Raw genomic sequence first — 26534 nt, 5'->3', positions numbered from 1 at the left:
GCGCTACCATCGCGCCCCGCTGTACTTTTTTTGCGCCGGCTTGTTCGGCTGCGCCCTCTGCCTTTGAAGACTGTTTCAATGCCGTCCAATCACGATGCTCCAACTTCCCGCCCTTCCCTGCGCACCCGCCTGATAACGACTGCGCGCTCCTTCTGGCCTGCGCCGCTGAATATCGATGCGCTGGAAAAACTGCGCGCCAGCAGCGGCGCGGCGCTGGGTATTCTGCTGGTGGCGCTGTGCGCGGCGTTCTGGCTCAACGGCCTGGTGGCCCATGATCATGGCGTGTTGGGCCTGGCCCTGGTCGCACCGCTGGGCGCCAGCGCGGTACTGGTATTCGCCCTGCCATCCAGCCCGCTCGCCCAACCTTGGTCGGTGGTGGGTGGCAATACCCTGTCGGCGCTGGTTGGCATCGCCTGCTATCGCTGGGTGCCGGACGCCACCCTGGCGGCGGGTCTGGCGGTGGGCGTGGCGATTGCCGTGATGCTGGCCTTGCGTTGTCTGCATCCGCCCGGCGGCGCGTCGGCATTGTTGATGGTGCTGATGGGCTGCGACCGTTTCGAATACGCGCTCAGCCCGGTGCTGATCGATTCCCTGCTGCTGGTAGGTGCCGGGCTGGTCTACAACAACCTGACCGGGCGCCGCTGGCCGCATCTGAACCGACCGGCCAGCACCGAACCCGCCGCGACCCGGCTGCATCGCAGCGATCTGGACGCCGTGCTGGCACGCTATAACGAAGTTCTGGACGTCAATCGCGAGGATCTTGAGTCCTTGCTGGAACAGACTGCCGCATTGAGTTTCGAGCGTAACGTCGGGCACCTGCGCTGCAGCGAGGTGATGACCCGCGAACCGGTCACCGCACGCCCGGAAACGCCGCTGCGTGACGCCTGGGCGCTGATGCGCCAGCACCGGATCAAGGCGCTGCCGATCATCGACCGCCAGCAGCATCTGCTCGGGATTCTGACCGTGGCCGATTTCATGAAGCAGATCGATCTGGATGTACACGACGGCCTGGCCTGGCGCCTGCGCTCGCTGGTGCGTCCTAAACGCAGTGAAGAACTGCGTCAGGTCGGGCACATCATGACCCGCACGGTGCGAGTATCGAGCAGCGACCGGCTGTTGATCGATCTGGTGCCGGTGTTTTCCGAGAACGGTCATCGACACATTCCGATCATCGACGAGCGTCAGCGGCTGGTGGGCATCATTACCCAGTCGGACCTGATCGCCGCGCTGTATCAGGCGGTGCGCGGCGAAGGTTTCGAGAAAACTGCGCGCGCTCAGCCGGTCGCCGAGTGAGCACGCGCGCGGCCTTCACGCGAAGGTGGCGCCCCGAGTGTTGACGAACAGCGAGTAGATCGAGTGGCTGCCGGCCATGAAGATCCGGTTGCCCTCGCGCCCGCCGAAGCACAGGTTCGGGCAACGCTCGGGCAATGAAATATGGCCGATAGCCTTGCCTTCCGGGTTGAAGACCCGCACGCCATCGAGCTTTTCCAGGTCCGCCTTGGGGTCGCCGTTGCCGCCCCAGCCACACCACAGATTGCCGCTTTCGTCGCACTTGATGCCGTCGATGGCGGCGTATTCCAACCCTTCGATGTGCTTGCGCCGCGCGCCCAGCGTGCCGTCGTCGTTGACGGTGATCGCCCAGATGATCCGATTGGGCCTGGCGCGCCCTTCCACCACGTACAGGGTTTTTTCATCCGGCGAGAAGCACAGGCCGTTAGGGCCGTTGAGGTCATCGATCACTCGGGTCAAGGCGCCCTTCTCGCCGTCGATGCGGTACACGCCGTGGGGCTGCACCGGCGTGACCTTGTGACCCTCGTAGTTATTGCCGGTCTGGAATGGCGGGTCGGTGAACCACACTGAACCGTCGCGTTTGCAGACGATGTCGTTGGGCGAATTGAGCGGCTTGCCCTCAAAGCTGTCGGCAAGCACGGTGATGCTGCCGTTGTGCTCGGTGCGGGTGACGCGCCGGCCTTCACTGGTGGTGGTCGAACCTTCACAGGCCAGCAAACGGCCCTGCCGGTCGCGGCACAGGCCGTTGGAAAAATTGGAGTGTTCGCGATACACCGAGAGGCTTTCGGTAACTTCGTCCCAGCGCATGATGCGGTTATTGGGGATGTCGCTGATCAGCAGATAGCGGCCGTCGCCGATCCACACCGGGCCTTCGGCCCAACGCAGGCCGGTGGCGAGCTTTTCGACGCTGGCGTTGAACACCCGCAGTTCCATGAAGCTGTCGTCGAGGATCTTGACCAGCGGGTCTGGATAACGCTGGCTAAGCGGCTCGGCCTTGGCCAGACGCGGCAATGCCAGGTTGCCGAGTGCCGCGACGCCGGCGGACACCGCCAATGAGGTCTTGAGAAATTTTCTGCGGCTGTGGTCCGGTTGTACGACGGGTTGCGAACGATCCATGGGCGTCTCCGTGATTTTATTATTGGACGGAGCGCAGTTTTACCGCGTGGTAAGTCATCGTACAAGATGCATAACTCCTGTCGGAGGCAGCTTGCTGGCGATCTGGCGCGCAGCGGCAGCAAAATCGCTACATCCACAGCAGATCCATGGCCAGGAACACCGCTGCCACGGGCAAGGCGGAACGCCGCCCCGGTCGCGCCTACAGGTTCAGCGAAGTCCGCAGTTGCGCTCATCCATGCTCTGGGAAACACTCCCGCCCGGAAAACACGAACGGCACATCAGTGGGCAACGTGGTGAATCGGGCTATCAGCTCGCGGTAGCTGGCGTCGGGATTCAAGTCGTTAAACGTTTCGGGCCAGATGGCTTTGGCGAGATATTCCAGACCGATAAGGTTGAACACGCTGTTGTAGAACTGATGATGAATTCCCGCCACGCAGCTCTGCGGATCACGGGCCACCGAGGCGAATCCGGTGCGTTGCATCAGCCCGCGCATCTGCTGTTTCACCAAAGCGTGGTCAATGTCGTAGCCGAACGGAATCGCGCTGATGCCGTTGCGTACCCGCTGGGTGCCGGTCATCAGGTAGACGTCCGGCTTGCTGCGGATCAGGGTTTCCAGCGCCACTCCGCTCGGCGCGGCTGGGCAAGTACTGGGTACCTGCGCAACCGAATCAATGAAAAACAAACTTACATTTCCCCAAAAGCCGCTGTTGTACGACGTCTGACTTTGCGCTTAACTGCGTAACGTCTTATTACAATAACAACGGAGATACCCCCTCATGGCTAGCAGCCCCCCGCTGGACGAAAAATTAGGCGCGGTCGCCGAACCTCGCATGAAGAAACTCGCCAAGCTTCTCGGACCCGGCATCATCGCGGTACTGTCCTGGCTTGGTGCCGGCGATCTGATCACTTCTTCGGTTGCGGGTGCCAACTACGGCTACGCGATGATGTGGGTGCTGGCCGTCTCTCTGCTGCTCAGGTTCCTGATCGTCAACATCATTGCCCGCTTCCAGCTGTGCAATAACAAAGGCATGTCGATCCTGGAGGGCTACGCGCAACTCCACCCGTTCTTCGCCTGGTTCATGCTTGCCTACGCCCTGCTCATGGGGCATCTGATCAACGCCTACATGCTCAAGGGTGCCGGTGAAGCACTGGCGATGCTGTTGAACATCAATCAGCCGTTGCTGTGCTCGGTGGCAGTGGTCATCGCGGTCTGGCTGCTGGTGGGGCGCAACGTCTACTCGCTGATCGAAGGCGTGATGAAAGCCCTGCTGGCGATCATGACCCTGGCCTTCCTGGCGCTGGCCATCATGTCCGGACCGGATGTCACCGGGATTCTGAAAGGCACCATCGGCTTCAGCATCCCGCCGGATGAAGGCGTCCACGGCGCGTTGCTGGTGGCGGTCTCGGTGATCGGTGCGGTTGCCGGTTCCATCGCCAACTTCGTTCACCCTTACGTCATGCGCCAGAAAGGCTGGGTCGGCCCCGAGCACAAGCGCATCCAGCGCAATGACCTGCTGTTCGCTGTGATCGTCGGGATCATCATCAACCTGGCCATCTGGGTGGTCGGTGTTGAAATCCTGCGCCCTAACGGTCTGCAAGTGAATACCCTGGCTGACCTGGGTAAAGCGCTTGAAATATACTTCGGTTCGATCGGCTGGTACGTGTTCTTCATCGGCGTGTTCGCCACATTGTTCGCCAGTGTTTCGGGCAAGACTACCGCGTTCCCGATGCTGATCACCGATGCCTTCCAGCACATCCGTCCGGAACGTCGCGCGCGTTATGGCAAGGAATACCATCGCGACCCGATGCACCGCTGGTTCATGCTGTTCATCCTCGTCACGCCGCTGGTGTGGTCGCTGCCGGGCATGCCGGACTTCGTGACCCTGACCCTGGGCGTGAATGCGCTGAACATCGTCGGTTTGCCGATCATTTCCCTCGGCCTGCTGATCATGTCCAACCAGAAGTCGCTGCTGAGCAAGGAATACCGCAACAACTGGTTCGAGAACATCGCTCTGACCTTCGCCACCGGCCTGGCCCTGTGGGTCGCGTTCCAGCTCGGAACCGAACTGCTGGCCTGATACCCGGCTTGCACCACGCGGCGCCGCCCGGCGCCGCGTGATTTACCCTCCCAGTTACAACCGCCCGATTCGCCCGCTCCTTTTCCATCTCCCTGCTTGCCTCTCCTGAAAATTTTCCTATGCGCCGTCCGCGTTATCGGAAATAATCCCGCCATAATTGTTACGTTATAACAACTTAATTATCAGGAAGAGTCGTACATGTCGTCTCGTAGAATTGCATCGCTGACTGGTCTGGCCTTCGGCGTGCTGGGCAATGCCGGTTTCGCGGAGCAAGCGCCGCATACCCTGGAACTGGAAAGCGTGACTATCACGTCCGACTCTCACTACGAGACGGCCACCGGCCCCGTAGACGGTTACCGCGCCACCCGCTCGGCGACCGCGACTAAGACCGACGCCGCGATCCGCGATGTGCCGCAATCAATCAGCGTGGTGCCCGCCAAAGTGCTTCAAGACCTCGGCAGCCATAACGTCGAGCGCGCACTGGACTTCGCCGGTGGCGTGTCGAAGCAGAACAACTTCGGCGGTCTGACGCTTTACGAGTACAGCATCCGTGGCTTCACGACGTCCGAGTTCTACAAGGACGGCTTCAGCGCCAACCGTGGCTACCCCGCTACGCCCGACGCCGCCAATATCGAACGCATCGAAGTGCTCAAAGGCCCGGCCGCCAGCCTTTATGGCCGTGGCGATCCGGGCGGCACGGTGAATATCGTCACCAAGAAACCGCAGCGCGATGCGTTCACCACCTTGCAGACCAGCGCGGGCAGTTGGGACCGTTACCGAACCGCGCTGGACGTCAACACGCCCCTGGATGAGCAAGGCGACGTGCTGTCGCGGGTCAATCTGGCGGTGGAAAACAACAACAGTTTCCGCGATCACGTCGAAGCCAGGCGGGTCTTCGTCGCGCCGTCGTTCAGTTGGCAATTGAACCCCGACACCCACCTTCTGCTGGAAACCGAGTTCGTTCGCCACACCTCGACCTTCGACCGGGGCGTGGTCGCGCCGAACAACAAGTGGAGCGGCGTTTCCCGGTCGACGTTTCTGGGCGAGCCGGACGACGATATCGATAACGACAACAACATGATTCAGGTGGCGCTGGATCATCAGTTGAACGACTTCTGGTCGCTGCGCCTGGCCAGCCATTACAAACAAGGCGAGATGCAGGGTTTCGCCAGCGAAGCGCGGCCGTTGAATGTCGACGGCCACACTGTCAACCGTCGTTATCGGGAACGGGACAACGCCTGGCACGACAGCATTACCCAGCTCGAACTGCGCGGCCGTTTCGATGCGGCCAGCCTGGAACATGAAGTGCTGATCGGCACCGAGTACGAGAATTACCGCAAGCAGGAACGAGTCACCACCATCGCGGGCAATCCGTACGGCATCGATATCTACAACCCGGTCTACGGCCAGGCCAAACCCAACGGCCTGCGTTCCGGCACCGATTTCCAGGAACACACCGAAAGCCGGGCGCTGAACCTGCAGGACCAGATTGTCTTCACCGACAAGCTGCGCGGCATGATCGGCGTTCGTTACGAACACTTCGACCAACAGACTGACGACTATGCCCGCAATGCCACGTCGGGCCAGCGGCATGACGCGTTCACTCAACGTGCTGGCTTGCTGTACCAGCTGACGCCACAGGTTGGTGTGTTTGCCAACGCCTCGACCTCGTTCAAGCCCAACAACGGCCTGGATGCAAACGGCGGCTCTTTCGACCCTGAAGAAGGCGTGGGTTACGAAGCCGGGCTCAAGGCCGAGCTGTTCGATGACCGACTGAGCACCACCCTCGCCGCTTTTCACATCGACAAGGAAAACGTGCTGGCGCTGGACCCTGCGACCGATAGCAATCGCGCCATGGGCAAGGCGCGAAGCCAGGGCATCGATATGCAAGTCACCGGGCAACTCACCGACGCGGTCCGGGTAATCGGTGCCTATGCCTGGATCGACGCTGAAGTCACCAAAGGCGATACCACCATTCCCACCGGCAGCCGGATTCTCGGCGTTGCCAAACACAGCGGCAGCCTGCTGGGCGTTTATGAATTTCAGGAAGGCCGCCTGCGTGGATCGGATGTCGGCATGGCCTGGACTTACGTCGGCGACCGCTCCGGCGAGTCCGGCAAGGAGTTTGAGCTGCCCGCTTACCAGACCGTCGACCTGCTGGCCCATTACAAAGCCAGCGACAACCTCACCCTGGGCCTGAACCTGAACAACCTGTTCGACGAAAAATACTACGAGCGCTCGTACAGCAACTACTGGGTCAACCCCGGCGAGCCGCGCAACTTCACCGTCAGCCTGACCTTGAGTCTCTGATCGGCACCTTCGAATCGACCCTCAACAACAATCAAGGAAGCATCATGCATTCAACCAAATCCGTCCTGGCCCTGAGCCTGCTCGGCGCACTGCTCATCGGCCAGGCCAGCGCCCACGGTCTGTGGATCGAGCAGCGTCGCGGCAACATCGAAACGGTCTACGGCCACGGTGCCGAAGACAGTGCCTTCAAGGCGCAGAAAATCAGCGGGGCCTGGGCCTACGATGTGCACGGCAAAATGATTCCGGTCACCGTACAGCGTCTGGATGACCACGCCCGCCTGCAGCCCATCAAACCGCCGGCCATCGTCGCGGTGGCGCTGGATAACGGCATGTGGACTCGCAATCCCGAGCGAAAGTGGATCAACGAAGGCCGCAGCAAAGTGGCCGGCGGCAGCGAGTCGAGCCACTCATTCAAATACAGCCTGGCGATCTATCAGCAAGGCGCCGATCTTCCGGCCCTCGACAAACTCGACTTCGTCATCGTGCCGCAGGTCGACCCGCTGACCGTGGGCGTCGGCAAGCCGTTGCCGGTGCGCGTTCTGGTGGATGGCAAGCCGGTGGCGGGTATCAAGCTGATCGGGGATTACCGCGCAGCGCCCCATCAAGTGAGCGCCGAAACCGACGCCGATGGGCGCGCCAGTGTCGTGGTACGCAACGAGGGCCTGAACATCATCGCCGCGCAGACCAAGGTAGCGGTCAAGAACGATGCCGATATCGAGGCCCGCGGGTTGTTCACCTCATTGAGCTTTGTCGGCGAGCCGCATCGCGAGTGATGCCTTGATTTGCGTTGGCAACAACGAGGCTGTTTTCGCCAGCGAGCTGGCTCCCACTAGTTCGTGGGGGCCAGTTGGCTGGCAAAGGGGCTGTTACAGGGATTACAGATATTTCAACCAGGTGATATCCCGACGCCGCGCCTTGAGCCCGGCAAACCAGCGAACGGCCGGGAACAGCACCACCGCCAGCAGCACCGAACACAGCCACACGCTCCACATCGCGTCGAAACCGAAATAGCTGCCCTGATTCAGACCCCAGATCGCCACGGCGATCAGGTACAGGACCTTCAGCACATACAGGTGCAACAGATAGAAGAACATCGGCGCCGCACCCAATGTCACCAACGGCCGCAACCCGCTTTTTTCCTGGAAGCGCTCGAAGGCAACCAACAGCAGCAGGCCGATGCCCAGCGTCAGGCTGATGAACAGCAACGACGGCGGATACTTGGTGATGTTGAAGAAGCTCATCACCGTTTGCAGGCCCGTCTCGCCCACGCTCCAGGGCTTTTCACCGTAGCCGTTGAGCAGACGCAGCACCATGAAGCCCGCCAGCGCGCCGACACCCCAGATCCACAGCCTGGCTCGACGCGCGGCGGCATTGGCGCCGGCAGCGAACCACGGACCTGCGGCATAACCCAGCGCGATGATGCCGATCCAGGGCAAGAGCGGGTACGAGGTGCGCAGGCGCAACGTTTCGGACACTTCGATCCAGCCACGGTCATGCAGAATTGCCCAAGGGATATGCATCGCCGACTCGACGCCGAAATGAAGGCCATCAAGCAGGTTGTGTCCGGCAACGATCACCGCGCCGAGCACCGCCAGCACCCAGCGGGGCAGGAACACCAGAGCCGACAACGCCACCATGCTCAGGCCGATGGCCCAGATCACTTGCAGGTAGATCACCGTCGGCGGGAACGCAAAGGTCCACGCGAAGCTCACCAGGGTAAATTCCAAAGCGATCAGGAACAGGCCGCGTTTGAGCAGAAACGCCGAGACGTCGGCCCGGCCGCTGTGTTTCTCGCCATACAAATACGCGGAAAGCCCGGTCAACAGCACGAACAACGGCGCACACAGATGCGCGAGCATGCGACTAAAGAACAGCTCCGGCGCGGTGGTCGCGACATCCATCGGGTCGCTGACCTGGCGATGCAGGAAAAACGTTTCCCGCACATGGTCCAGCAGCATGAACAGAATGATCAGCCCGCGCAGGGCGTCGATGGAGCGCAGCCGTGAGGCCGGCGCTGAAAGGGTGTGAAAGGCAGTGGTCATTGCAGGGAAAAATCCGTGATGAATGTTGGGCAGTCAGGAGTGGGTTCAGGTGAGGTAGTTGGACGTCTGGGCGGCCGCATCGTGGGGATGCAGGCTTTCCAGATGACGAACGCTGACGCTGGAGGCGGCGTAGCGCCCTTCCAGCGCCTGCTGGATCTTGCGCGCAGCATCCTCGACGTACATGAGGTTCCGGCCGTTGAGCCGGGCGAAGGCCTGTTCGTCGGCACGCTTGACGGCGGTCTGTACCGGCGTGCCCAGTGCTCGTTCCACGGTATCGATCAGCGCCAGCAGGCCCAGGTCGCTCGCCTGTTCGGGGATGCGCACACTGACCGTGGCGATGCTGCGTTGGCTGTGCGGCGTGGCGAACGAGCCGTTCTCGCGCAGCCACACCGCGACGTGCGCCGGATCTACCGACGCCTGCCCGGCAAAGCGCGTGAGGAACGCGCCTTCCAGCAATTGCCGCGACAGCGCCGCCGAACACGGGCAGGTCGAGGAATAGGTGACGTCCACCGAAACATCGAGCCGCAACCTGCCCGCGTCCCACAGCGCGCTGAGGGTCACCGGATAGGATTTCCAGCCGTTCAGGCCTTCGGTCACTAGCGCAGGCCGGCGTTGCAACACGTTGAACCCGAGCTTGAGCCGGGCGCGGGTGGAGCGGCAGTCGGCGTGGCTGGCGACCATTGCGTCGAGCAATTGCGCCACGGCGGCGACACTCAACACACGCGGCGCGGCCACACCGTCGAGCAGCCGATAGAGCCGCGACATATGAATGCCCTTGATGCCTGGATCGGGCAGATCGACCTGCACATCGGCTCGCGCATGCAGCGCGCCGTTGATACCCGGCTCATCCAGCCGCACAGGCACGTCAACACCTTGCATGCCGACCCAGTCGAGCGGCATCAAGGCCATGGAAACTTCGCTCAGGGCGACGTCGGGAAGCGGGCTGTTCATAGGCGATCGGTTGTCTCTTTCGCAAACCTCGCCAGCGAGGCGAAGCATGATGTGAACGGTTCAGGGCAAGGCATAACCTCTAAAACAGTTACACTATAACATCATGCAAACCGAAGCGGCGACCTCTTCGCCAGCCAGGCGGATCGCTGCCCTGTGTCTCCTGCCATTGAGCTACACCGTGACTCTTGTAAGAGCGAGCCTGGGCGCAGCGGCAGCTGCACCGGAATTCCCACAGGTAAGCTGCAAGGCCCGACAATGGTGCGGCTGCACCGTCATTGCGCAGGACAGTGCGGCCAACAATGCAAAATATTTCCAGACTGTCCTTTACGCGATATCGCTTGGCTCATTAGCGCTAGATGTCCTTTTTCGGAAAGCGTAAAGTCAGCGACGTTCTTCTGATGTATTAATGGCCCCGTTAAATTTCAAACTGCACTGTGCAGGTCACAGAGTTTAATCGTACCTGTTATTTAATTAACTTGTTAATTATGCGCACCAACAAAACTTCTTCTCATCCTCCCTGAACCCTATGGCACACCCCTTGCTAACTATTGGCTAACCGGCCTGTTTCATAAACGGCCAACCTGTTTAATCAAGCGAGGACTTTTCCATGATCAGCAAAACGCTCGATCTGCAGGCCGACAGCACCGCCAGCGCTCACTCCCGCTGGTATCAGCTGGTCGCCGCCATGGTGTGCATGATGGCTATTTCCAGCCCGCAATATGTATGGACACTGTTTACCGGCCCCTTGACGGTCAAGTTGGGCGCGTCATTGGCACAAGTGCAAATCACCTTCTCTTTATTGATTGTCCTGCAAACTTTCTTCTCGCCTGTTCAAGGGTTTCTGGTCGACCGTTTCGGCATCAAGAAATTGATTGCCGTCGGTTGCGCAGTGTCCGGCCTTAGTTGGGTACTGGCTGCCCACGCCAATTCCCTTACCTCGCTGTACCTCACTTACGGCCTGCTGGGCGGGCTGGGTACCGGCATCGTGTATGTCGGCATCATCGGCCTGATGGTCCGCTGGTTCCCGGATCGCCGCGGCCTGGCGGCTGGTGCAGTGGCAGCCGGCTACGGCATGGGCGCGATGATCACCACCTTCCCGATCAGCAACAGCCTGCGTGATGCCGGGATGGAAAGCACCATGACCACCTTTGGCATCATCCTGGGCGTGGTGGGCCTGGTCGCTTCGCAGTTTCTGCGCCAGCCGCCTGCGGCACAGGAAATCGCCGAGCCCAAGGTGGTGTCGACGGTGGTCGACTTCACCCCTAAACAGATGCTCAAGACCAAAGTGTTCTGGCTGATGTTCGCAATGTTTACCATGATGTCCACTTCGGGCCTGATGGTGACCTCGCAGATGGCCAGCTTTGCCAAGGACTTCGGCATGACCAACGTGATGGTGTTCGGCATGGCCGCCCTGCCGCTGGCACTGACCATCGACCGCATCTGCAACGGCCTGACCCGCCCGTTGTTCGGCTGGATCTCGGATCGCTGGGGCCGCGAAAACACCATGGCGTTCGCGTTCTTTTTCGAAGGCGTGGCCATGACACTTTGGCTGACCACCAGCGATAACCCGGTGCTGTTCGTGTTGCTGTCGGGCGTGGTGTTCCTGGGCTGGGGCGAAATCTTCTCGCTGTTTCCTTCGACCCTGACCGACACCTTCGGCACCAGGAACGCCACCACCAACTACGGTTTCCTGTACATGGCCCAAGGCATCGGCTCGATCTTCGGCGGCCCGGTCGCGGCATTGCTGCACCAGTACACCGACAGCTGGACACCGGTTTTCGCGGTTGCCATCAGTTTCGACATCATCACCGCGTTCCTGGCCTTTTTCGTTCTCAAGCGCATGCGCAGCAACTGGGTGGCGAAAAACGCCGTCGCGGCCTGAATCATCGTTCCTACCCAAATCACGCCTGAGTGAACAAGGAATCACGTAATGCTCAACACCACCCTGGCGGCTCGCGGCATCGCCGTCGCACCCCATAGCCTGGCTGCGCAATCGGCACTGGCGGTTCTGCGCGAAGGCGGCAATGCCATCGAGGCGATGGTGGCGGCCGCTGCATCCATCGCCGTGGTCTACCCGCACATGAACAGCCTGGGCGGCGACGGCTTCTGGCTGATCGTGCCGCCTGCGGGCGAACCCATTGCCATCGACGCCAGCGGCCCGGCGGGCAGCCTGGCGACCCTGGAACGCTACGCCGGCCAACTGCGCATCCCGCCCCGTGGCCCGACGGCGGCGCTCACCGTCGCCGGTACCGTCGGCGGCTGGCAGGAAGCGTTGAACGTATCCGCAGAACTGGGCGGCAAGCTGTCGGTTGCGCGCCTGCTGGCCGATGCCATCCACTACGCCGGCGCCGGGATTCCGGTCACCGAATCCCAGCACTCGGCCACCCGCAGCAAACTGGCGGAGTTGGCGGACATTCCGGGCTTCGCCGAGACCTTTTTGCAAAACGGCGATGTGCCTGCGGCCGGCGCGCTGTTCCAGCAGCCACGCCTGGCGCAGACCCTGCGCACCCTGGCCGAACAAGGGCTGGACAGCTTCTATCGCGGCGCCCTGGCCGACAGCATCGCCCAGGATCTGCAGGCGCTGGGCTGTCCGGTCAGCCGCGCCGACCTGGCAAACTATCGCGCAAAACGTGTTCGAGCACTGGAACTGGCCCACAGCACCGGCACCGTCTATAACCTGCCGCCGCCGAGTCAGGGCCTGGTGTCGCAACTGATTCTGGGCATCGCCGATCACGCCGGACTGAGCGGTTGCCAGGCTGAGAGCGCCGCGCACATCCACACGCTGGTGGAAGCCACCAAGCTGGCCTTCGGCGTGCGGGACGAGCACATCACCGATCCGGACGACATGACCATCAACCCGCAGGCCTGTCTCACCGTCGAGGCGTTGCAAGCCATGGCGCAGCAGATCGACCCGCAACGCGCCGCCGCCTGGGGTCAGGGCAAGGGTCCGGGCGATACCATCTGGATGGGCGTGATCGACAACGACGGTCTGGCCGTGTCGTTCATCCAGAGCATCTACCACGAGTTCGGCAGCGGCGTGGTGCTGCCCGGCAGTGGTTTGAACTGGCAGAACCGCGGCGCCTCGTTCAGCCTTGATCCGGGCCACGTTCTGGCCCTGCGCCCCGGCAAGAAGCCGTTCCACACCCTGAATCCGGCCGCTGCGCGACTGGTCGATGGCCGCACGCTGGTCTACGGCACCATGGGCGGCGACGGCCAGCCTCAGACCCAGGCGGCTGTCTTCAGTCGCTACGCCGTGTTCGGCCAACCGTTGCAGCAGGCCGTAACCGCGCCACGCTGGCTGTTGGGTCGTACCTGGGGTGACAGCAGCGACTCGCTGAAACTGGAATCGCGCTTCGCTCCCGAGGTGATCGAGCAACTCAAGGCGCTGGGCCACGAAGTGGAAGTGCTCGGCGCATTCACCGAAACCATGGGCCACGCGGCTGCGGCAGTGCGCACGCCCAACGGCCTGTTCGAAGGCGCGTTCGATCCGCGCAGCAACGGCGCCGCTGCCGGCTACTGACTCGCGCGGCAGTTCTGCGCTGTCGCCCTGCGTGGTAGGAAAAAACGGCTGGGCTCGTTCATACTGCCCAGCCTTTCCCTCATGGAGCGAGATCCCCAGTGGCCGTCACCCAAGCCATCCTGCCGATATTCCTGCTGATCGTCCTGGGTTACGTGCTCGCCCGACGCGGTGCGCTGTCCGCCGAAGGCAACAAGGCGCTGAGCAATCTGGCCTTCAAACTGTTTCTGCCGATGGTGCTGTTTACCGGCATGGTGCATGCCCATTTGCAGGATGGCCTGGACGTGAGCATTCTCGCCGCGTACTTCGTGCCGGCACTGCTGGTCTTCGCGGTGGTCAACCTGGTGGTGCACCGCCTCCTCAAACGACCGACGCCGTTCGGCCTGACCGCCAGTTTTTCCAACAATATGCTGATCGGTCTGCCGCTGGTGGCCGACCTGTTCGGCAATCCGGGGCTGGTGCTGTTGTTCACGGTCATCGCCGTCCACAGCCTGCTGCTGTTCAGTTTCCAGAGTTTCTACGACAGCCTGACCGGCGACGCGCCGTTCAACGTCCGCTCCCTGATTTCCAGCCTGGCGAACCCGATCATCATCGGCCTGCTGTTGGGCATGGCGGTCAACCTTTCCGGTTTTCCCTTGCCGACCTGGGCCGACCAGTTGAGCGGCTGGCTGGCCCATGCCGCCCTGCCCTGCGCGCTGATCGTGCTGGGCGCCAACCTGGCCGGCTACCGCCTTACGCCCAGCGCCGAAGCCTTGGGCATCACATTCGCCAAACTGGCCTTGATGCCGTTGCTGGTATTGCTGGCGTGCGTCGTGCTGGGCATCGACGGCATGGCCCGCGCGGTATTGATGCTGATGAGCGCCTGTCCGTGCGGGGTCAACGTGCTGGGGTTTGCCCGACTGCTGGAGGACAGCCAGAAAGCCAGCTCGGCGATCTGCCTGAGCACGGCGTTGTCCGCCGTGACGCTGCCGGTCTGGATGTGGATTGCGACGCTGGTGTGAAAAGGTTCGAGAGGCCGGGCGACCTCTCGAGAAGGGTTGGCTTAACGCGGCAAGGCGTAAGCGATCACGTAGTCGCCGCGATCCGGCGACTGGCGAGCGCCACCGGCCGTCAGCACGATGTACTGGCGTCCGGTTTTGGGCGAGACGTAAGTCATCGGCCCGGACTGGCTGCCCACCGGCAGACGGGCTTTCCACACTTCGTTGCCGGTGCCGCTGTCGAACGCACGCAGGTAGAAATCCTGAGTGCCGGCGAAGAACAGCAGCCCCGATTGGGTGGCCAGTGAAGCACCGAGCGTCGGCATGCCGATCGGAATCGGCAGGCCCATGCGAATGCCCATGGGGCCGGTGTCCTTCACGGTGCCGACCGGAACCTGCCACACCACTTTCCTGGTCTTGAGATCGATGGCCGACAGGGTGCCGAACGGCGGCGCCTGACAGGGAATCCCCGCCGGCGACAGGAAGCGCTGGCGCATGGCGCCGTAAGGCGTGCCGATCTGCGGTACGACACCCATTTCGATACCGCTGGCGCCGGCGGCGATCTGATCGCGGGGGATCATGTAGTTAGCCAGGCCCAGGCGCATATCATTGACGAACATGTAGCTGTTGGTCGGGTCTACCGCCACGCTGCCCCAGTTCATGCCGCCCAAGGAGCCTGGAAACTGCAACGCATGATCCATGCCCGGCGGCGTATAGACGCCCTCATGGCGCATGCCTTTGAAGGCGATGCGGCACATCAGTTGGTCAAAAGCCGTGGCGCCCCACATATCGGACTCTTTGAGCGTCTGGTTGCCAATCGAGGGCATGTCCACCGAGAACGGCTGGGTCGGCGAATAGCGCTCGCCAGGCACGTTGCCCTGCGGCACCGGACGTTCTTCGACACGGGAAATCGGCACGCCGGTTTCGCGATTGAGCAGGAAGATCTCGCCCTGCTTGGTCACCTGAGCCAGCGCCGGCTGGCTGCCGCCCTTGCCGTCCGGCAGGTCGTAGAGCAGCGGTTGCGCCGGGATGTCGAAATCCCAGAGGTCATGGTGGGTGGCCTGGAAGTGCCAGCGCACCTGACCGGTTTTTGCGTCGACCGCCACAATGGACGACGCCCACTTGTCATCCAGCTCGGTACGAGTACCGCCGAAGAAATCCGGCGTCGCATTGCCGGTCGGCAGGTAGATCAGCCCGAGTCGTTCATCGTAGGCCATGGCCGACCAGACATTCGGCGTGCCGCGGGTGTAGGTCTGGCCTTCGGGCGGCCGCTTGGTGGTGGCCGGGTTGCCTGGGTCCCAGGCCCAGACCAGTTCGCCGCTGTGCACGTCGAACGCCCGCACCACGCCCGGCGGCTCGCCGGTGGAGAAGTTGTCGGCGATACGCCCGCCGATCACCACCAGATTGCCCGCCACCAGCGGCGTCGAGGTCTGCTGGTAGTAGCCTTCCTTGACCTCGCCCATGTCGGTTTTCAGATCCACCACACCCTGGTTGCCGAAGCCCGGACAGGCCAGCCCGGTAACGGCGTCCAGGGCGATCAGGCGCGCATCGCCGGTTGGCAGGAACAGTCGGCGGCTGCAGGCCGCAGGCAGAGCCGGCGCGGTGGCTTGTGCCGTGGCGACGGGATCGGCGAAGTAACCCAGCCCCCGGCAACGCTGCCAGTTGGGCGCACTGCCTTTGGGATCGAACTTCCAGCGCTGGGTGCCGGTGTCGGCATCCAGGGCGAAGACCTTTCCGTAGGCGGTGCAGGTGAATACGGTGTCGCCGATCTGCAACGGCGTGTTCTGGTCTTCGGCACCGGCGCCGGTGCTTTGCGGCAGATCACCGGTGCGGAAGGTCCAGGCCACCTGCAACTGATCGACGTTGTCCTGGGTGATCTGGTCCAGCGCGGCAAAGCGATTGCCGGCGGTGGTGTTACCCCAGTGAGCCCAGTCTTTCTGCTCGGCACCCGGCGCCACCGGTAGGATCTTCGGCACACTGTCCGCCGAGATCACATGGGTGGGTACGAACATGTAGGCCATGGTCGCGACGATCCCGATCGCCAGCACGCCAGCCACGCCATAAGCGCCTTTACCCGAACGTGCGCCCGAGGCGCGGACCAGAAGCGGATAAACCAGCGCCACCACCAGACCGATCACCGCGAAGGTGAGCACCCGCGACACCAGCGGCCAGTAATGCAGCCCGGCGTCCCACACGGCCCAGATGGCCGTCAGAATCAGCGCGACGCCATAGATGACCGCGCCTTTGGGTCTGCGCATGGCAATCAGCGCACCGCTGACGATCATGCCCAGGCCCATGAGCAGGAAGTACCAGCTTCCGCCCAGGCTTGCCAGATACCCGCCACCGCCTGCCAGGCCCAGCCCGATCAGTGCGATCAGCACACCCAATCCCAGCAGCAACAACCTGCCGCCTACCCCTGTGCCTTGCGTACTCATGATGTTTTCAGCTCGTCCAGTCAAAACAGCCGCGCAGAATGTACTAGCCCTTTCCCAATGACAAACTGCCGCACCCCGTCACTGTTCCAAGAATAGACCCCGGTTGGATAAACGAGCGGCAGCATGGGTTCTGCAGGCCCCGGCACACGGGGCTTGCAGAATGGGGGCGATTATCGAACCGTTTTTGCGCGGCAGGCCCGTGCCCGTCAGGCGGTGCGGAAATCCCACGGGCGTGCGCGTTCAGAGCGTCGACAGGCAAGGGTTACTGCCTGATGAAGTCCAGCAGATACCGATTGATTTCATCGGCCAGGGTCGTGCACATGCCATGCGGCGCACCGGGAATGATCTTGAGCACCGCGCCCGGCACCTGCTCCACGGTCTTGAGCGCCGAGGCGCCGATGGGCACGATCTGGTCGTCGTCGCCGTGCAGGATCAGGGTTGGCACGTCGAAGCGCTGCAGATCGGCGGTGAAATCGGTTTCGGAAAACGCTTTGATGCAGTCCAGTTCGCCCTTGATCGAGCCCAGCATGCCGATGGCCCAGAACGAGTCGATCATGCCTTGGGACACGGCGGCGTTATCGCGGTTGTAGCCATAGAACGGCACCGCCAGGTCTTTGAAGAATTGCGAACGGTTAGTCGTAACCCCTTCGCGGATCTGGTCGAAGACCTCGATGGGCAAGCCATCGGGGTTGGCGTCGGTCTTGAGCATGATGGGCGGGACCGCGCCGATCAGTACCGCCTTGGCCACCCGCGAAGTACCGTGGCGGCCGATGTACCGCGCCACCTCGCCGCCGCCGGTGGAATGACCGACCATAATGGCGTCCCTGAGGTCCAGCGCTTCGAACAACTCGGCCAGGTCGTCGGCATAGGTGTCCATCTCGTTGCCTTCCCAGCTCTGGCCAGAGCGACCATGACCACGCCGGTCGTGGGCGATCACCCGCAGGCCCTGGCGACCCAGGAAGTTCATCTGGCTGTCCCATGCATCGGCGTCCAGCGGCCAGCCATGGGAAAACACCACCGGCTGCCCGGTGCCCCAGTCCTTGTAATAGATTTCGGTGCCGTCTTTGACTTTCAACAAGCTCATGACTATCGATCCTCGGATTGTGCAGCGTTATCGGAGATGAGCGACGTTCGAGCGACGTACACCGAACCCGGCGCGTCGAAGGTGCGGGGTTGAGCCTAGACAGGAATGCAGAACATGCAGCGTGCCGTTGGGCCTGATGGGCAGATACCGCGCGCTGAATGGAGCTTCGCCGGCAACCGGCTGGCGAAATCAGACCACCAGCCCTTCCCGCCCGATCCGGACATTGGCCGGCAACCGCCGGGGCTCGGCCAGCAGCCAGGCGTCGAGGGTATGGCCGATGTGGGTCAGCACGGTCTGGCGCGGCTGCAGTTGATCGACGGTCTGCAGCGCCAGGTTCAAATCGTTGTGGTTGCGTGGGGCCTGCGGTTGGGGCGGCATGGAGCAGTCCAGAATCAGCGCATCGAGCGGCTGACGCTGCAGGTAGTCAGCGGTGTCCCGCGGCAGACCGACGGTATCGGTCAGATAGGCCAGCCTGCGGCCGCCGCCCTCGAACAGGTAACCGAACGTAGGCCTGGAATGCACCAGCGGCAGCGCGGTCACCTGCAGGGCGCCCAGTGTCCGCGTTTCGAAAGCGGCGAACGGCCGGCTGAAATCCAGGATCCCCGGGTGCTTGTACAGATCCGCCAGGCCCTCGCAGTCTGCCGGGCCGAAGACCGGAATGACCAGGCCCTGCCCCCAGCGCAAGTGCAGCAAACCCTGAGCGTGATCGGCATGGTAATGGGTCTGCAGGATGCCGTTGAGGCTGTGAGGCGGGAAACGTTCGGCAAGGTCCGGCAAGCCGCTGTCGATCAGCCAGCGCTGACCTTCGCATTCGATCAGCGCGCTGCACGGCAAACGCCGCAAACGGCTGTCGCTGCGCGCCGCGTCACAGGCCGGACAGGAACAGCCGTAGACGGGAACCTGCCGCGCGTCGCCGGTTCCCAGCAGGGTCAGGCGCATGCCGGCTGGCGGTCCAGATGGCTGATCAGCGCGGCAACGGTCTGCTGCAGGTCGCCTGAGTTATCCAGCGAAAACACCGACGGATTGCTCGACAACAGGTCGCCGGCAAAGCGCGCATTGCGCTCCAGACGCGCCTCGATCTCCGCCACCGACTCACGGCTGCGGGCCAGCAGGCGTTGACGCAATACGTCCTGATTCACGGTCAGCAACACGGCAAGCAACTTCGGATAGCGCGACTGCGCCTGGGCCAGGTGGGCACGCGAGCCGTTGATCAGCACGTCGTGGCCCTCCAGCAGCCACTGATCGATCTCGATGGGAATGCCGTAGTGCAGACCGTTGGCCTGCCAGCACAGCGCGAAGGCGCCACGCTCGCGCATCGCCTCGAACTGCTCGACGCTGACCGCCTGGGCCGCCTCGCCCACCGCTTCAGCGGAACGGGTGATCACCCGGCGCACGATGCGGCAGCCGCGCCGGCCCAGGGTTTCCCGGGCGGCATCCAGCAGGCTGTCCTTGCCTGAGCCCGACGGCCCGATGAGATAGATCAACCTGCCAACCATCAGAACACCCTCTTGCCTTGTCGCCAGACGCTCTGGATCACCGGCAGGCTGCCGTGTGTCCGCGCCTGGACCAGGTCGGCGCGCAGCCCGACCCGGATCTCTCCGCGATCATGCAGGCCCGCGGCCTTCGCCGGTGCGCCGGACACTGTACTGAGCGCCGCGGCGAGTGTGCGCTCGTCATCCGGGTCCGCGAGCATGAACGCTGCCTGTAAAAGGCTGGCCGGATAATAGTCGCTGGAGAGGATATCCAGTAGCCCTTCTTTGGCCAACGCCGTGGCAGCCACGTTGCCCGAGTGCGAACCGCCGCGCACCACATTGGGCGCGCCCATCAGAACACTCATGCCCAACTGCCGACAACGCCGGGCCGCCTCAACGGTCGTGGGAAATTCGGCGATGTTCATGCCGTAGCCTGCCGACTCCTCGACATGAGCGATGGTGGCATCGTCGTGGCTGGCAATGGACAGGCCACGGGCGTGGCACAGCTCGACAATCGCGCGCCGGTAGCTGTCGGCGTACCGCTCGGAGTTGGCCACCTGCTCGACAATGAACTGATCCATCTGCGCCGCGTTCAGGTGGTACTTGCCCATGTAGTACTCGCGGTACTTGGATTCGAGGGCGAACTGGCGCTGGCCGGGTGCGTGATCCATGACCGACACCAGTTGCACCAGCGGCTGTTGGATCAGGTCGCGAAACACGCTGAGCGTATCCGGATGGCTGACCTCGCAGCGCAGATGCAGCAGGTGCTCGGCTCGGGTCAGGCCGGCAGCGTTGGCGGCAGCGATGGCGTCGAGCATCGCCGGTAGCTGCTGCATGCGCTTGCCCTTGGGATTGACGTCGCCGATGGACAGCGCATCGAACACGGTCGTGATCCCGGCGGCGACGATCTGCGCGTCGTGGCTGATGACGGCCGGCGTCGACGGCCAGTCCACGCCGGGGCGCGGCGACAAGTGCTTTTCCAGGTTGTCGGTGTGCAACTCCACCAGACCCGGCAACAGAAAGTCGCCGTCCAGATCCAGCGCCTGGCTCGACCGGCTGCGCGACTCATCCAGGTCGATGATCACGCCGTCGCGGCACACAACTGTGCCGTCGAACACCTGCTCGCCGGTGACGACTCGGGCATTGGTGAAAATCCGTTCGCTCAGCATTGCAGCAGCTCCTTGGCGGTCAGGTCGAGGGGAGTCATGTCCAGATGGCGATCGGCAACCGCCTCGCGGGCGGTGCGGTCGTGGAAGATGCCGATCACGGCGCTGTCGGCGGCCTTGGCTTCTTCGATCAGTTCCAGCACCACTTGCCGATTGGTCTCGTCCAGCGATGCGGTGGGTTCGTCGAGCAACAGGATCGGCCACGCCACCATAAAGCCGCGAGCGATGTTGATGCGTTGCTGCTCACCGCCGGAAAAGGTGCCGGGCGCCAACTGCCACAGACGTGCGGGGATGTTCAGCCGGGTCAGCAGCGCTTCGGCCCGTTGCCGGGCCTGTGGCCGCGACCAGCCTCGGGCCAGCGCCGGCTCCATTACCACCTCCAGACTGCTGACCCTGGGAATCACGCGCAGGAACTGGCTGACGTAACCCAGCGTGCGCCGCCGCACTTCCAGCACCGCGCGCGGTTCGGCGCCGACCAGTTCGACCCACCCGCCGTCATGTTGCAGGCCAATGCTGCCGCCGGCAGGCAGGTAATTGCCGTACAGGGTGCGCAACAAGGTGCTCTTGCCGGCGCCGGATTGCCCGTGCAGCACCAGGCATTCGCCGCTGCGCACCGAGAAGTTCAGGCCACGCAGGACCTTGAGCACCACGCCGTTCTGTTGATGCAGGGTAAAAGTCTTGGAGAGGTCACGGACCTCGATCACGGTATTCATCAGTTGCGTTCCTCAAACCGGCTCATGGTTGCAGTACCGAAGACACCAGCAGTTGCGAGTACGGATGCTGCGGATCGTCGAGAATCTGGTCGGTCAACCCGGTTTCCACCACGCTGGAGCGGCGCATGACCATCAGCCGGTCGGCCAGCAGCCGCGCCACGGCCAGGTCGTGGGTGACGATCACCACCGCCAGGTCCAGCTCCCGGACCAGCCCGCGCAGCAAGTCGAGCAAGCGCGCCTGCACTGAAACATCCAGCCCGCCGGTAGGTTCATCCATAAACACCAGGCGCGGGCTGGACACCAGATTGCGGGCTATCTGCAAACGCTGCTGCATGCCCCCGGAAAACGTGCGCGGCAGATCGTCGATCCGCGCAGGGTCGATTTCCACCTGCGTCAGCCAGTCCAGCCCGGCTGCGCGCAGCTGCCCGTAATTGCGCAGGCCCTGGGCCATCAGCCGCTCGCCGATATTGGCGCCGGCAGACACGCCCATGCGCAGGCCGTCACGGGGGTTCTGCTCGACAAACCCCCACTCGGTGCGCAGCAAGGTGCGGCGCTCGGCTTCACTGGCGCTGTACAGGTCGAGCCATTGGCCGTCGCTGTCGCGATACCCGATGCTGCCGCGATCCGGTGGGCAACGGCCGCTGAGCAGCGACAGCAAGGTGGACTTGCCGGAGCCGGACTCGCCGACGATGCCCAGCACTTCCCCCGGATACAGATCGAAACTGACGTCCTGGCAGCCCTTCTCCGGACCGTACAAGCGGGTCAGGCCGCGCACCTGCAACAGCGGCTGATCGCGCTCGGCCTGGCGCTCGGTCTGCCGTTCATCGATAACGTGCGCGCTGATCATTGCCCGCCCTCCTGGTGGCTGGTGCGCTGGGCGCAGTAGTCGGTGTCGGAACAGACGAAGCTCTGGGTGCCGGCGTCGTCCAGAATCAGTTCGTCCAGATACGAATCGCGACTGCCGCAGATGGCGCAGCATTGTTCCCAACGCTGCACCTCGAAGGGGTGATCCTCGAAGTCCAGGCTTTGCACGCGCGTGAACGGCGGCACGGCGTACAAGCGCTTTTCGCGACCGGCGCCGAACAGCATCAGCGCCGGGCTCATGTCCAGCTTGGGGTTGTCGAATTTGGGAATCGGCGACGGGTCCATCACATAGCGTTCATCGACCATCACCGGGTACGCGTAGCTGGTGGCGATATGGCCGTAGGTGGCGATGTCTTCGTAGAGTTTGACGTGCATCACCCCGTAGTCGTCCAGCGCGTGCATGGTTCGGGTTTCGGTCTCCGATGGTTCGATGAACCGCAGCGGCTCGGGGATCGGCACTTGATAGACCAGAATCTGCCCGGCGCGCAGCGGCGTTTCCGGAATCCGGTGGCGGGTCTGGATCACCGTCGCCTCGGGGGTACGCTCGGTGGTGGCAATGCCGGCGGTGCGCGAGAAGAAGCGGCGGATCGACACGGCGTTGGTGGTGTCGTCCGCGCCCTGATCGATGACCTTGAGCACGTCTTCAGCCCCCAGAATCGCGGCGGTCAACTGCATGCCGCCGGTGCCCCAGCCATAAGGCAGCGGCATTTCCCGGCCGCCGAACGGCACCTGGTAACCCGGAATCGCCACCGCCTTGAGCAGTGCGCGGCGAATCATGCGTTTGGTCTGTTCGTCGAGGTAGGCGAAGTTGTATTCGGTGTCCCGGGATTGCGCGGCGTTCATTGGTCATTCTCCCCAGGTTGGGTCGCAGCGCTGGCCGGTTTGCGCAGCTTGCGGATCAGCTCCAGTTCGGACTGGAAGTCCACGTAGTGCGGCAGCTTCAAGTGCGAAACGAAACCGGCGGCCTCGACGTTGTCGCAGTGCGACAGCACGAATTCTTCCCGCTGCGCCGGCGACTGGATTTCCTCGTTGTATTCCTCGGCGCGCAGCGAGCGATCCACCAGCGCCATGCCCATGGCCTTGCGCTCGGCCTGACCGAACGCCAGGCCGTAGCCGCGGGTGAACTGCGCAGGCTCGCTGGCCGAACCGACGAACTGGTTGACCATCTCGCACTCGGTGATTTCGATGGCGCCGATGGCGATGGGAAAGCCCAGCTCCTCCGGTTCGATCCACACCTCGACCTCGCCGATGCGGATCTCCCCGGCGAACGGGTGGTTGCGGCCGTAGCCGCGCTGGGTCGAATAGCCCAGCGCCAGCAGGAAGCCTTCGTCGCCACGGGCCAGCGCCTGCAAGCGTTCGGCGCGGCTGGCGGGGTATTCCAGCGGCTCGCGGGTGATGTCCGCCACTGGCTCGCCGCTGTCGGCTTCGCTCTTGATCAGCCCTTCCCTGGCCAGCACGTCCAGCACCCGCGGACAGGGTTGCAGCGCGGCATCCGGCGCCACCTCCGGGCCTGGATGTTCGCCTTCGGCCAGCAGCGTGAAATCCAGCAGGCGGTGGGTGTAATCGAAGGTCGGGCCCAACAGCTGGCCGCCGGGCACGTCCTTGAAGGTGGCCGACAGACGCCGACTCAGCTGCATGTCGGACGTGTCGGTGGGCAGGCTGGCGCAGAAGCGCGGCAGCGTCGTGCGATAGGCGCGCAACAGGAAGATCGCTTCCACCAGATCGCCGGCGGCCTGCTTGATCGCCAGCGCCGCCAGTTGCTCGTCGTAGAGCGAACCTTCGGTCATGACCCGCGCGACGGCCAGCGGCAGTTGCTGGCGGATCTGCTCGACCGCCAGTTCGGCAATCGCGGTATCACCACGGCGGCGGCTGGCCAGCAGGCGGTGGGCATTATCGATGGCTTTTTCACCACCTTTGACGGCGACATACATCAGGCACGCTCCTGCACACGAGTGCTGCGCGGCAGGCCGATGAGCCGGCTGCCGGCCAGAAAGAACATATCCAGGCCACGGGGAAATTCGTTGCGCCCGGTTCGCTGGTCCCAGAAGCCGGCGGACAACGGCAGATCGACAGCGTTGTGCCGTTCGATGCCCGGCCCGCTCCAGCTCAGCTGCGCGCCGCCGCTCAACTCAGGCAGCTGGACCAGCAAGGTGCAGGATTGGTCCGGGTAGCGGTCATTGCCGGTGTCGAAGCCGCTCAGATCCTCGGTGTCGCTCACGTCGAGCAAGGCGAAACGGGCATCACGGCGCTCGCTGACCAGCGGGCAGCCGCAGTGGAACGCCAGGTTGGCCCGAATGGCCGGCGTGTCGAACGCCGGCGCCAGCCACAGCGGGGTGTCCAGGTCCAGCAACGCCAGGCACAGCGCGTGAGTGGCGCTGTCCAGGCCTTGCAGTGCGGGCGGCCGTTGCGCCGCCGCCAGTGTCTGAACGACCCCGGGGCCGGCCAATGCGTCGAGGGCCGCGCGGAAGCTGCGCTGGGCATCGAGCACCGGGTCGGCGAACGCCGGTTGCAGGAGGATCGGGTTCATCAGTCTTCTCCTCGGACCAGGGTAAAGAATTCGACTTTGGTCGCTGCGGTTTCAGCGTCCTGTTGCGCCCTGCGCATGGCTTGCGCCTGGGCCAGGGGTTCGATCAGTTCGTCCAGCCACCAGCTCTGGCGCGGGCCTTGCAGATGGGCGTCGGCCAGGGCGGCCAGTTCGGCATGACGTTTGTCGCGTCCGGCCAGGTAGCTGTAACCGGTACGCCCGTCCGCCAGGCGCACCACACAACGGGTCACGGTCATTTCGCCCAGATTGAACGCCGCGCCGGTGCCGCCCATGCGGCCACGCACCAGGGTCATGCCGATTTCCGGGGCGCGGATCATCTGCACGTCGGTGTCGCACAACGCAGCCTGATGCCGGTTCAACTCGTCGAAGCGAGCGCGGGCCAGAATGCCGATCCAGCGCTGGCGAAGCGCGATCTGCGAGGACTCTTGTCGGGTGGATTCCTGAGTCATAAGGTCACCTGGTACTGGAAGCGGTCGGAGCGGCTGGTGGACCGGGCAAGCTCCACCGGCCGCCCCGAGCGGTCACGGGAAACGGTCAGAACGGTGAGCACCGGCAGGTGACGAGGCATCATCAACAGCCCCGCCTCTTCCCGCCCCGGCAGGCGCGCGCCGATCAGGCTCAGCGTGCGGCTCAGCGGCAGGTCGCGCTGGGCCAGGTGGTGGCGAACCGAACCGCCCTGGTAATCGGCGAGCATGTCGCCAAGGCTGGCGCAATACCGGTGGCGAATCAGGCTGACCGGCTGGCCGTCGACCTTGCGCAAGGTCTGCAACTCGATCATCGGCGCGTGCTCGGCAAGCCCCAGATGCTCGGCGTCGTCGCGACTGGCAGTGCAGGCGCGGCGCAGCAGCAGAACGGCTTCGACGCCCAGGCCCTGGGCCGACAGCGACTGGCTGTAGGCGCTGTCGGCCTGGACCGGATAGATCAGCGGCCGGTCCAGCACCTGAGTGCCCTTCCCTTGGCGGCGCAGCACACTGCCTTCACGCACCAGTTCATCGATGGCGCGGCGCACCGTGTGGCGATTGACACTGAAGCGTTCGGCCAGTTGAAACTCGGCGGGCAGGTAGTCGCCGGCACTGTAGCCGTGCAACTCCTGACGCAGGGTGTCAGCCAGTTCCCGGTACAGCGGTTCGGATTGTCTAGACAACTGCATGGTTAAAAAAAGCGCCTTTTCCGGCACCCCTCGTCAAATGAATTGCTTGCGCAAGCGCTGCGACACGATGTCGATCAGGCTCACCACGATAATGATCACCAGCAGCACCGCGCTGGTCTGCATGAACTCGAACGCCCGGATGTTTTCCCAGAGGATCACCCCGATACCGCCGGCACCGACCATGCCCACCACCGTGGCGGAGCGCACGTTGGACTCGAAGCGATAGAGAGCATAGGAGATCCACAACGGCATGACCTGCGGGATGACGCCGTAGATCACCTCTTGCAAGGCACTGGCGCCGGTGGCCCGCACGCCTTCCACGGGGCCCGGATCGATGGCCTCCACCGCCTCGGCGAACAGCTTGGCCAGCACGCCGGTGGTGCTGATCCACAACGCCAGCACCCCGGCGAACGGGCCCAGCCCCACGGCGACCACGAACAGCATGGCGAACACCATTTCATTGATCGAACGAAACGCGTCCATGCAGCGGCGCAGCGGCAGGTGTACCCACCACGGCGTGATGTTCTCGGCGCAGAGAATGCCCAGCGGTATCGAACAGACAATCGCCAGCACCGTGCCCCACAGCGCGATCTGAATCGTGACCAGCATTTCCTTGAGGTAGCTGCGCCATTCGCGAAAGTCCGGCGGGAAGAAATCGCTGGCGAAGGTCGCCATGTTGGCCGAATCGCGCACCAGCGCCAGCGGGTTCATTTCGGCGCCCTTCCAGGCCCAGGCGAGCGCCGCCAGAAACAGCCCCCAGCCCAGATAGACCGGCCAGCCGCGCTTGCCGGCGACCTGGGCGTATGCAACGTGAGTGGTCATAT

At 63.4% G+C, this 26534-nt stretch carries 24 protein-coding genes; 7 read left to right on the top strand and 17 right to left on the bottom strand.

Annotation, left to right across the window (positions count from 1 at the left end; genetic code table 11):
* Nucleotides 1–78 precede the first annotated feature (78 nt).
* Nucleotides 79–1293 (top strand): HPP family protein, encoded by a 1215-nt coding sequence (locus EGJ27_RS22100; protein ID WP_125832883.1) that lies wholly within the window; start codon nucleotides 79–81, stop codon nucleotides 1291–1293.
* A 15-nt stretch (nucleotides 1294–1308) separates the two neighbouring features.
* On the opposite strand, the gene EGJ27_RS22095 is transcribed toward EGJ27_RS22100, so the two are convergent.
* Together EGJ27_RS22095 and EGJ27_RS22090 are read right to left on the bottom strand one after the other, a co-directional pair.
* Nucleotides 1309–2406 (bottom strand): SMP-30/gluconolactonase/LRE family protein, encoded by a 1098-nt coding sequence (locus tag EGJ27_RS22095; protein WP_125832882.1) that lies wholly within the window; start codon nucleotides 2404–2406, stop codon nucleotides 1309–1311.
* 229 nt (nucleotides 2407–2635) lie between these two features.
* On the bottom strand, nucleotides 2636–3088 hold the full coding sequence (locus EGJ27_RS22090; protein ID WP_125832881.1) for a hypothetical protein: 453 nt from the start codon (nucleotides 3086–3088) through the stop codon (nucleotides 2636–2638).
* A 94-nt stretch (nucleotides 3089–3182) separates the two neighbouring features.
* Between EGJ27_RS22090 and EGJ27_RS22085 the strand changes: the two genes are divergently transcribed.
* The 3 genes from EGJ27_RS22085 (at nucleotide 3183) to EGJ27_RS22075 (ending at nucleotide 7567) form a co-directional block, all read left to right on the top strand.
* The gene (locus EGJ27_RS22085) at nucleotides 3183–4484 is read left to right on the top strand and encodes an Nramp family divalent metal transporter (protein ID WP_125832880.1); all 1302 of its coding nucleotides are present in this window, start codon (nucleotides 3183–3185) and stop codon (nucleotides 4482–4484) included.
* A 198-nt stretch (nucleotides 4485–4682) separates the two neighbouring features.
* Nucleotides 4683–6794 (top strand): TonB-dependent siderophore receptor, encoded by a 2112-nt coding sequence (locus EGJ27_RS22080; protein ID WP_125832879.1) that lies wholly within the window; start codon nucleotides 4683–4685, stop codon nucleotides 6792–6794.
* A 44-nt stretch (nucleotides 6795–6838) separates the two neighbouring features.
* Entirely contained in the window at nucleotides 6839–7567 is a 729-nt protein-coding gene (locus tag EGJ27_RS22075) for a DUF4198 domain-containing protein (RefSeq protein WP_125832878.1), read from the top strand.
* Between the two features lie 102 nt (nucleotides 7568–7669).
* On the opposite strand, the gene EGJ27_RS22070 is transcribed toward EGJ27_RS22075, so the two are convergent.
* Both EGJ27_RS22070 and folE2 read right to left on the bottom strand, forming a co-directional pair.
* The gene (locus tag EGJ27_RS22070) at nucleotides 7670–8836 is read right to left on the bottom strand and encodes a DUF1624 domain-containing protein (RefSeq protein ID WP_125832877.1); all 1167 of its coding nucleotides are present in this window, start codon (nucleotides 8834–8836) and stop codon (nucleotides 7670–7672) included.
* A gap of 45 nt (nucleotides 8837–8881) precedes the next feature.
* The gene (folE2, locus tag EGJ27_RS22065; protein ID WP_125832876.1) at nucleotides 8882–9787 is read right to left on the bottom strand and encodes a GTP cyclohydrolase FolE2; all 906 of its coding nucleotides are present in this window, start codon (nucleotides 9785–9787) and stop codon (nucleotides 8882–8884) included.
* A 607-nt stretch (nucleotides 9788–10394) separates the two neighbouring features.
* Between folE2 and oxlT the strand changes: the two genes are divergently transcribed.
* The 3 genes from oxlT (at nucleotide 10395) to EGJ27_RS22050 (ending at nucleotide 14305) form a co-directional block, all read left to right on the top strand.
* The gene (gene oxlT / locus EGJ27_RS22060; protein ID WP_125832875.1) at nucleotides 10395–11669 is read left to right on the top strand and encodes an oxalate/formate MFS antiporter; all 1275 of its coding nucleotides are present in this window, start codon (nucleotides 10395–10397) and stop codon (nucleotides 11667–11669) included.
* Between the two features lie 48 nt (nucleotides 11670–11717).
* Nucleotides 11718–13307: a gamma-glutamyltransferase family protein gene (locus EGJ27_RS22055; RefSeq protein ID WP_125832874.1), complete on the top strand. Its 1590-nt coding sequence runs from the start codon at nucleotides 11718–11720 to the stop codon at nucleotides 13305–13307.
* A 98-nt stretch (nucleotides 13308–13405) separates the two neighbouring features.
* Complete coding sequence (locus EGJ27_RS22050; RefSeq protein ID WP_125832873.1) at nucleotides 13406–14305, top strand: AEC family transporter; 900 nt, start codon at nucleotides 13406–13408, stop codon at nucleotides 14303–14305.
* 41 nt (nucleotides 14306–14346) lie between these two features.
* Here EGJ27_RS22050 and EGJ27_RS22045 read toward each other — a convergent pair whose 3' ends face one another.
* From EGJ27_RS22045 to phnE, 13 genes are all read right to left on the bottom strand, one after another.
* Nucleotides 14347–16716: a glucose/quinate/shikimate family membrane-bound PQQ-dependent dehydrogenase gene (locus EGJ27_RS22045; RefSeq protein ID WP_371920877.1), complete on the bottom strand. Its 2370-nt coding sequence runs from the start codon at nucleotides 16714–16716 to the stop codon at nucleotides 14347–14349.
* Between the two features lie 262 nt (nucleotides 16717–16978).
* Nucleotides 16979–17800: an alpha/beta fold hydrolase gene (locus EGJ27_RS22040; protein WP_125832872.1), complete on the bottom strand. Its 822-nt coding sequence runs from the start codon at nucleotides 17798–17800 to the stop codon at nucleotides 16979–16981.
* Nucleotides 17801–17989: 189 nt separating this feature from the next.
* Complete coding sequence (gene phnP / locus EGJ27_RS22035) at nucleotides 17990–18739, bottom strand: phosphonate metabolism protein PhnP (RefSeq protein ID WP_125832871.1); 750 nt, start codon at nucleotides 18737–18739, stop codon at nucleotides 17990–17992.
* Nucleotides 18730–19296, bottom strand: a complete 567-nt coding sequence (gene phnN, locus EGJ27_RS22030; protein WP_125832870.1) for a phosphonate metabolism protein/1,5-bisphosphokinase (PRPP-forming) PhnN — start codon at nucleotides 19294–19296, stop codon at nucleotides 18730–18732. Before phnN ends, phnP begins: the two co-directional genes overlap by 10 nt.
* Entirely contained in the window at nucleotides 19296–20441 is a 1146-nt protein-coding gene (locus EGJ27_RS22025) for an alpha-D-ribose 1-methylphosphonate 5-triphosphate diphosphatase (protein WP_125832869.1), read from the bottom strand. The genes phnN and EGJ27_RS22025 overlap by 1 nt, the downstream gene beginning before the upstream one ends.
* Entirely contained in the window at nucleotides 20435–21151 is a 717-nt protein-coding gene (phnL, locus tag EGJ27_RS22020) for a phosphonate C-P lyase system protein PhnL (protein ID WP_125832868.1), read from the bottom strand. Before phnL ends, EGJ27_RS22025 begins: the two co-directional genes overlap by 7 nt.
* Nucleotides 21152–21173: 22 nt before the next feature.
* Nucleotides 21174–21998 carry a phosphonate C-P lyase system protein PhnK gene (gene phnK, locus EGJ27_RS22015; RefSeq protein ID WP_125832867.1) on the bottom strand — a complete coding sequence of 275 codons (825 nt, stop codon included), beginning with the start codon at nucleotides 21996–21998 and terminating at the stop codon, nucleotides 21174–21176.
* Nucleotides 21995–22858, bottom strand: a complete 864-nt coding sequence (locus EGJ27_RS22010; RefSeq protein ID WP_125832866.1) for an alpha-D-ribose 1-methylphosphonate 5-phosphate C-P-lyase PhnJ — start codon at nucleotides 22856–22858, stop codon at nucleotides 21995–21997. Before EGJ27_RS22010 ends, phnK begins: the two co-directional genes overlap by 4 nt.
* On the bottom strand, nucleotides 22855–23946 hold the full coding sequence (locus EGJ27_RS22005; protein ID WP_125832865.1) for a carbon-phosphorus lyase complex subunit PhnI: 1092 nt from the start codon (nucleotides 23944–23946) through the stop codon (nucleotides 22855–22857). The genes EGJ27_RS22010 and EGJ27_RS22005 overlap by 4 nt, the downstream gene beginning before the upstream one ends.
* Nucleotides 23946–24542, bottom strand: coding sequence for a phosphonate C-P lyase system protein PhnH (gene phnH, locus EGJ27_RS22000; RefSeq protein WP_125832864.1), 597 nt, complete (start codon nucleotides 24540–24542; stop codon nucleotides 23946–23948). Before phnH ends, EGJ27_RS22005 begins: the two co-directional genes overlap by 1 nt.
* Entirely contained in the window at nucleotides 24542–25009 is a 468-nt protein-coding gene (gene phnG, locus EGJ27_RS21995; RefSeq protein ID WP_125832863.1) for a phosphonate C-P lyase system protein PhnG, read from the bottom strand. Before phnG ends, phnH begins: the two co-directional genes overlap by 1 nt.
* The gene (gene phnF, locus EGJ27_RS21990) at nucleotides 25006–25710 is read right to left on the bottom strand and encodes a phosphonate metabolism transcriptional regulator PhnF (RefSeq protein WP_125832862.1); all 705 of its coding nucleotides are present in this window, start codon (nucleotides 25708–25710) and stop codon (nucleotides 25006–25008) included. Before phnF ends, phnG begins: the two co-directional genes overlap by 4 nt.
* Nucleotides 25711–25743: 33 nt before the next feature.
* A complete protein-coding gene (gene phnE / locus EGJ27_RS21985) occupies nucleotides 25744–26532 on the bottom strand; it encodes a phosphonate ABC transporter, permease protein PhnE (RefSeq protein ID WP_125832861.1) in 789 nt (262 codons plus the stop codon).
* Between the last annotated feature and the right edge of the window lie 2 nt (nucleotides 26533–26534).

This window comes from Pseudomonas sp. v388, assembly GCF_003935425.1.
Classification (GTDB): domain Bacteria; phylum Pseudomonadota; class Gammaproteobacteria; order Pseudomonadales; family Pseudomonadaceae; genus Aquipseudomonas.
The sequence above is the reverse complement of the archived record's forward strand: the minus strand, read 5'-3'. Positions and strand labels throughout refer to the sequence as shown.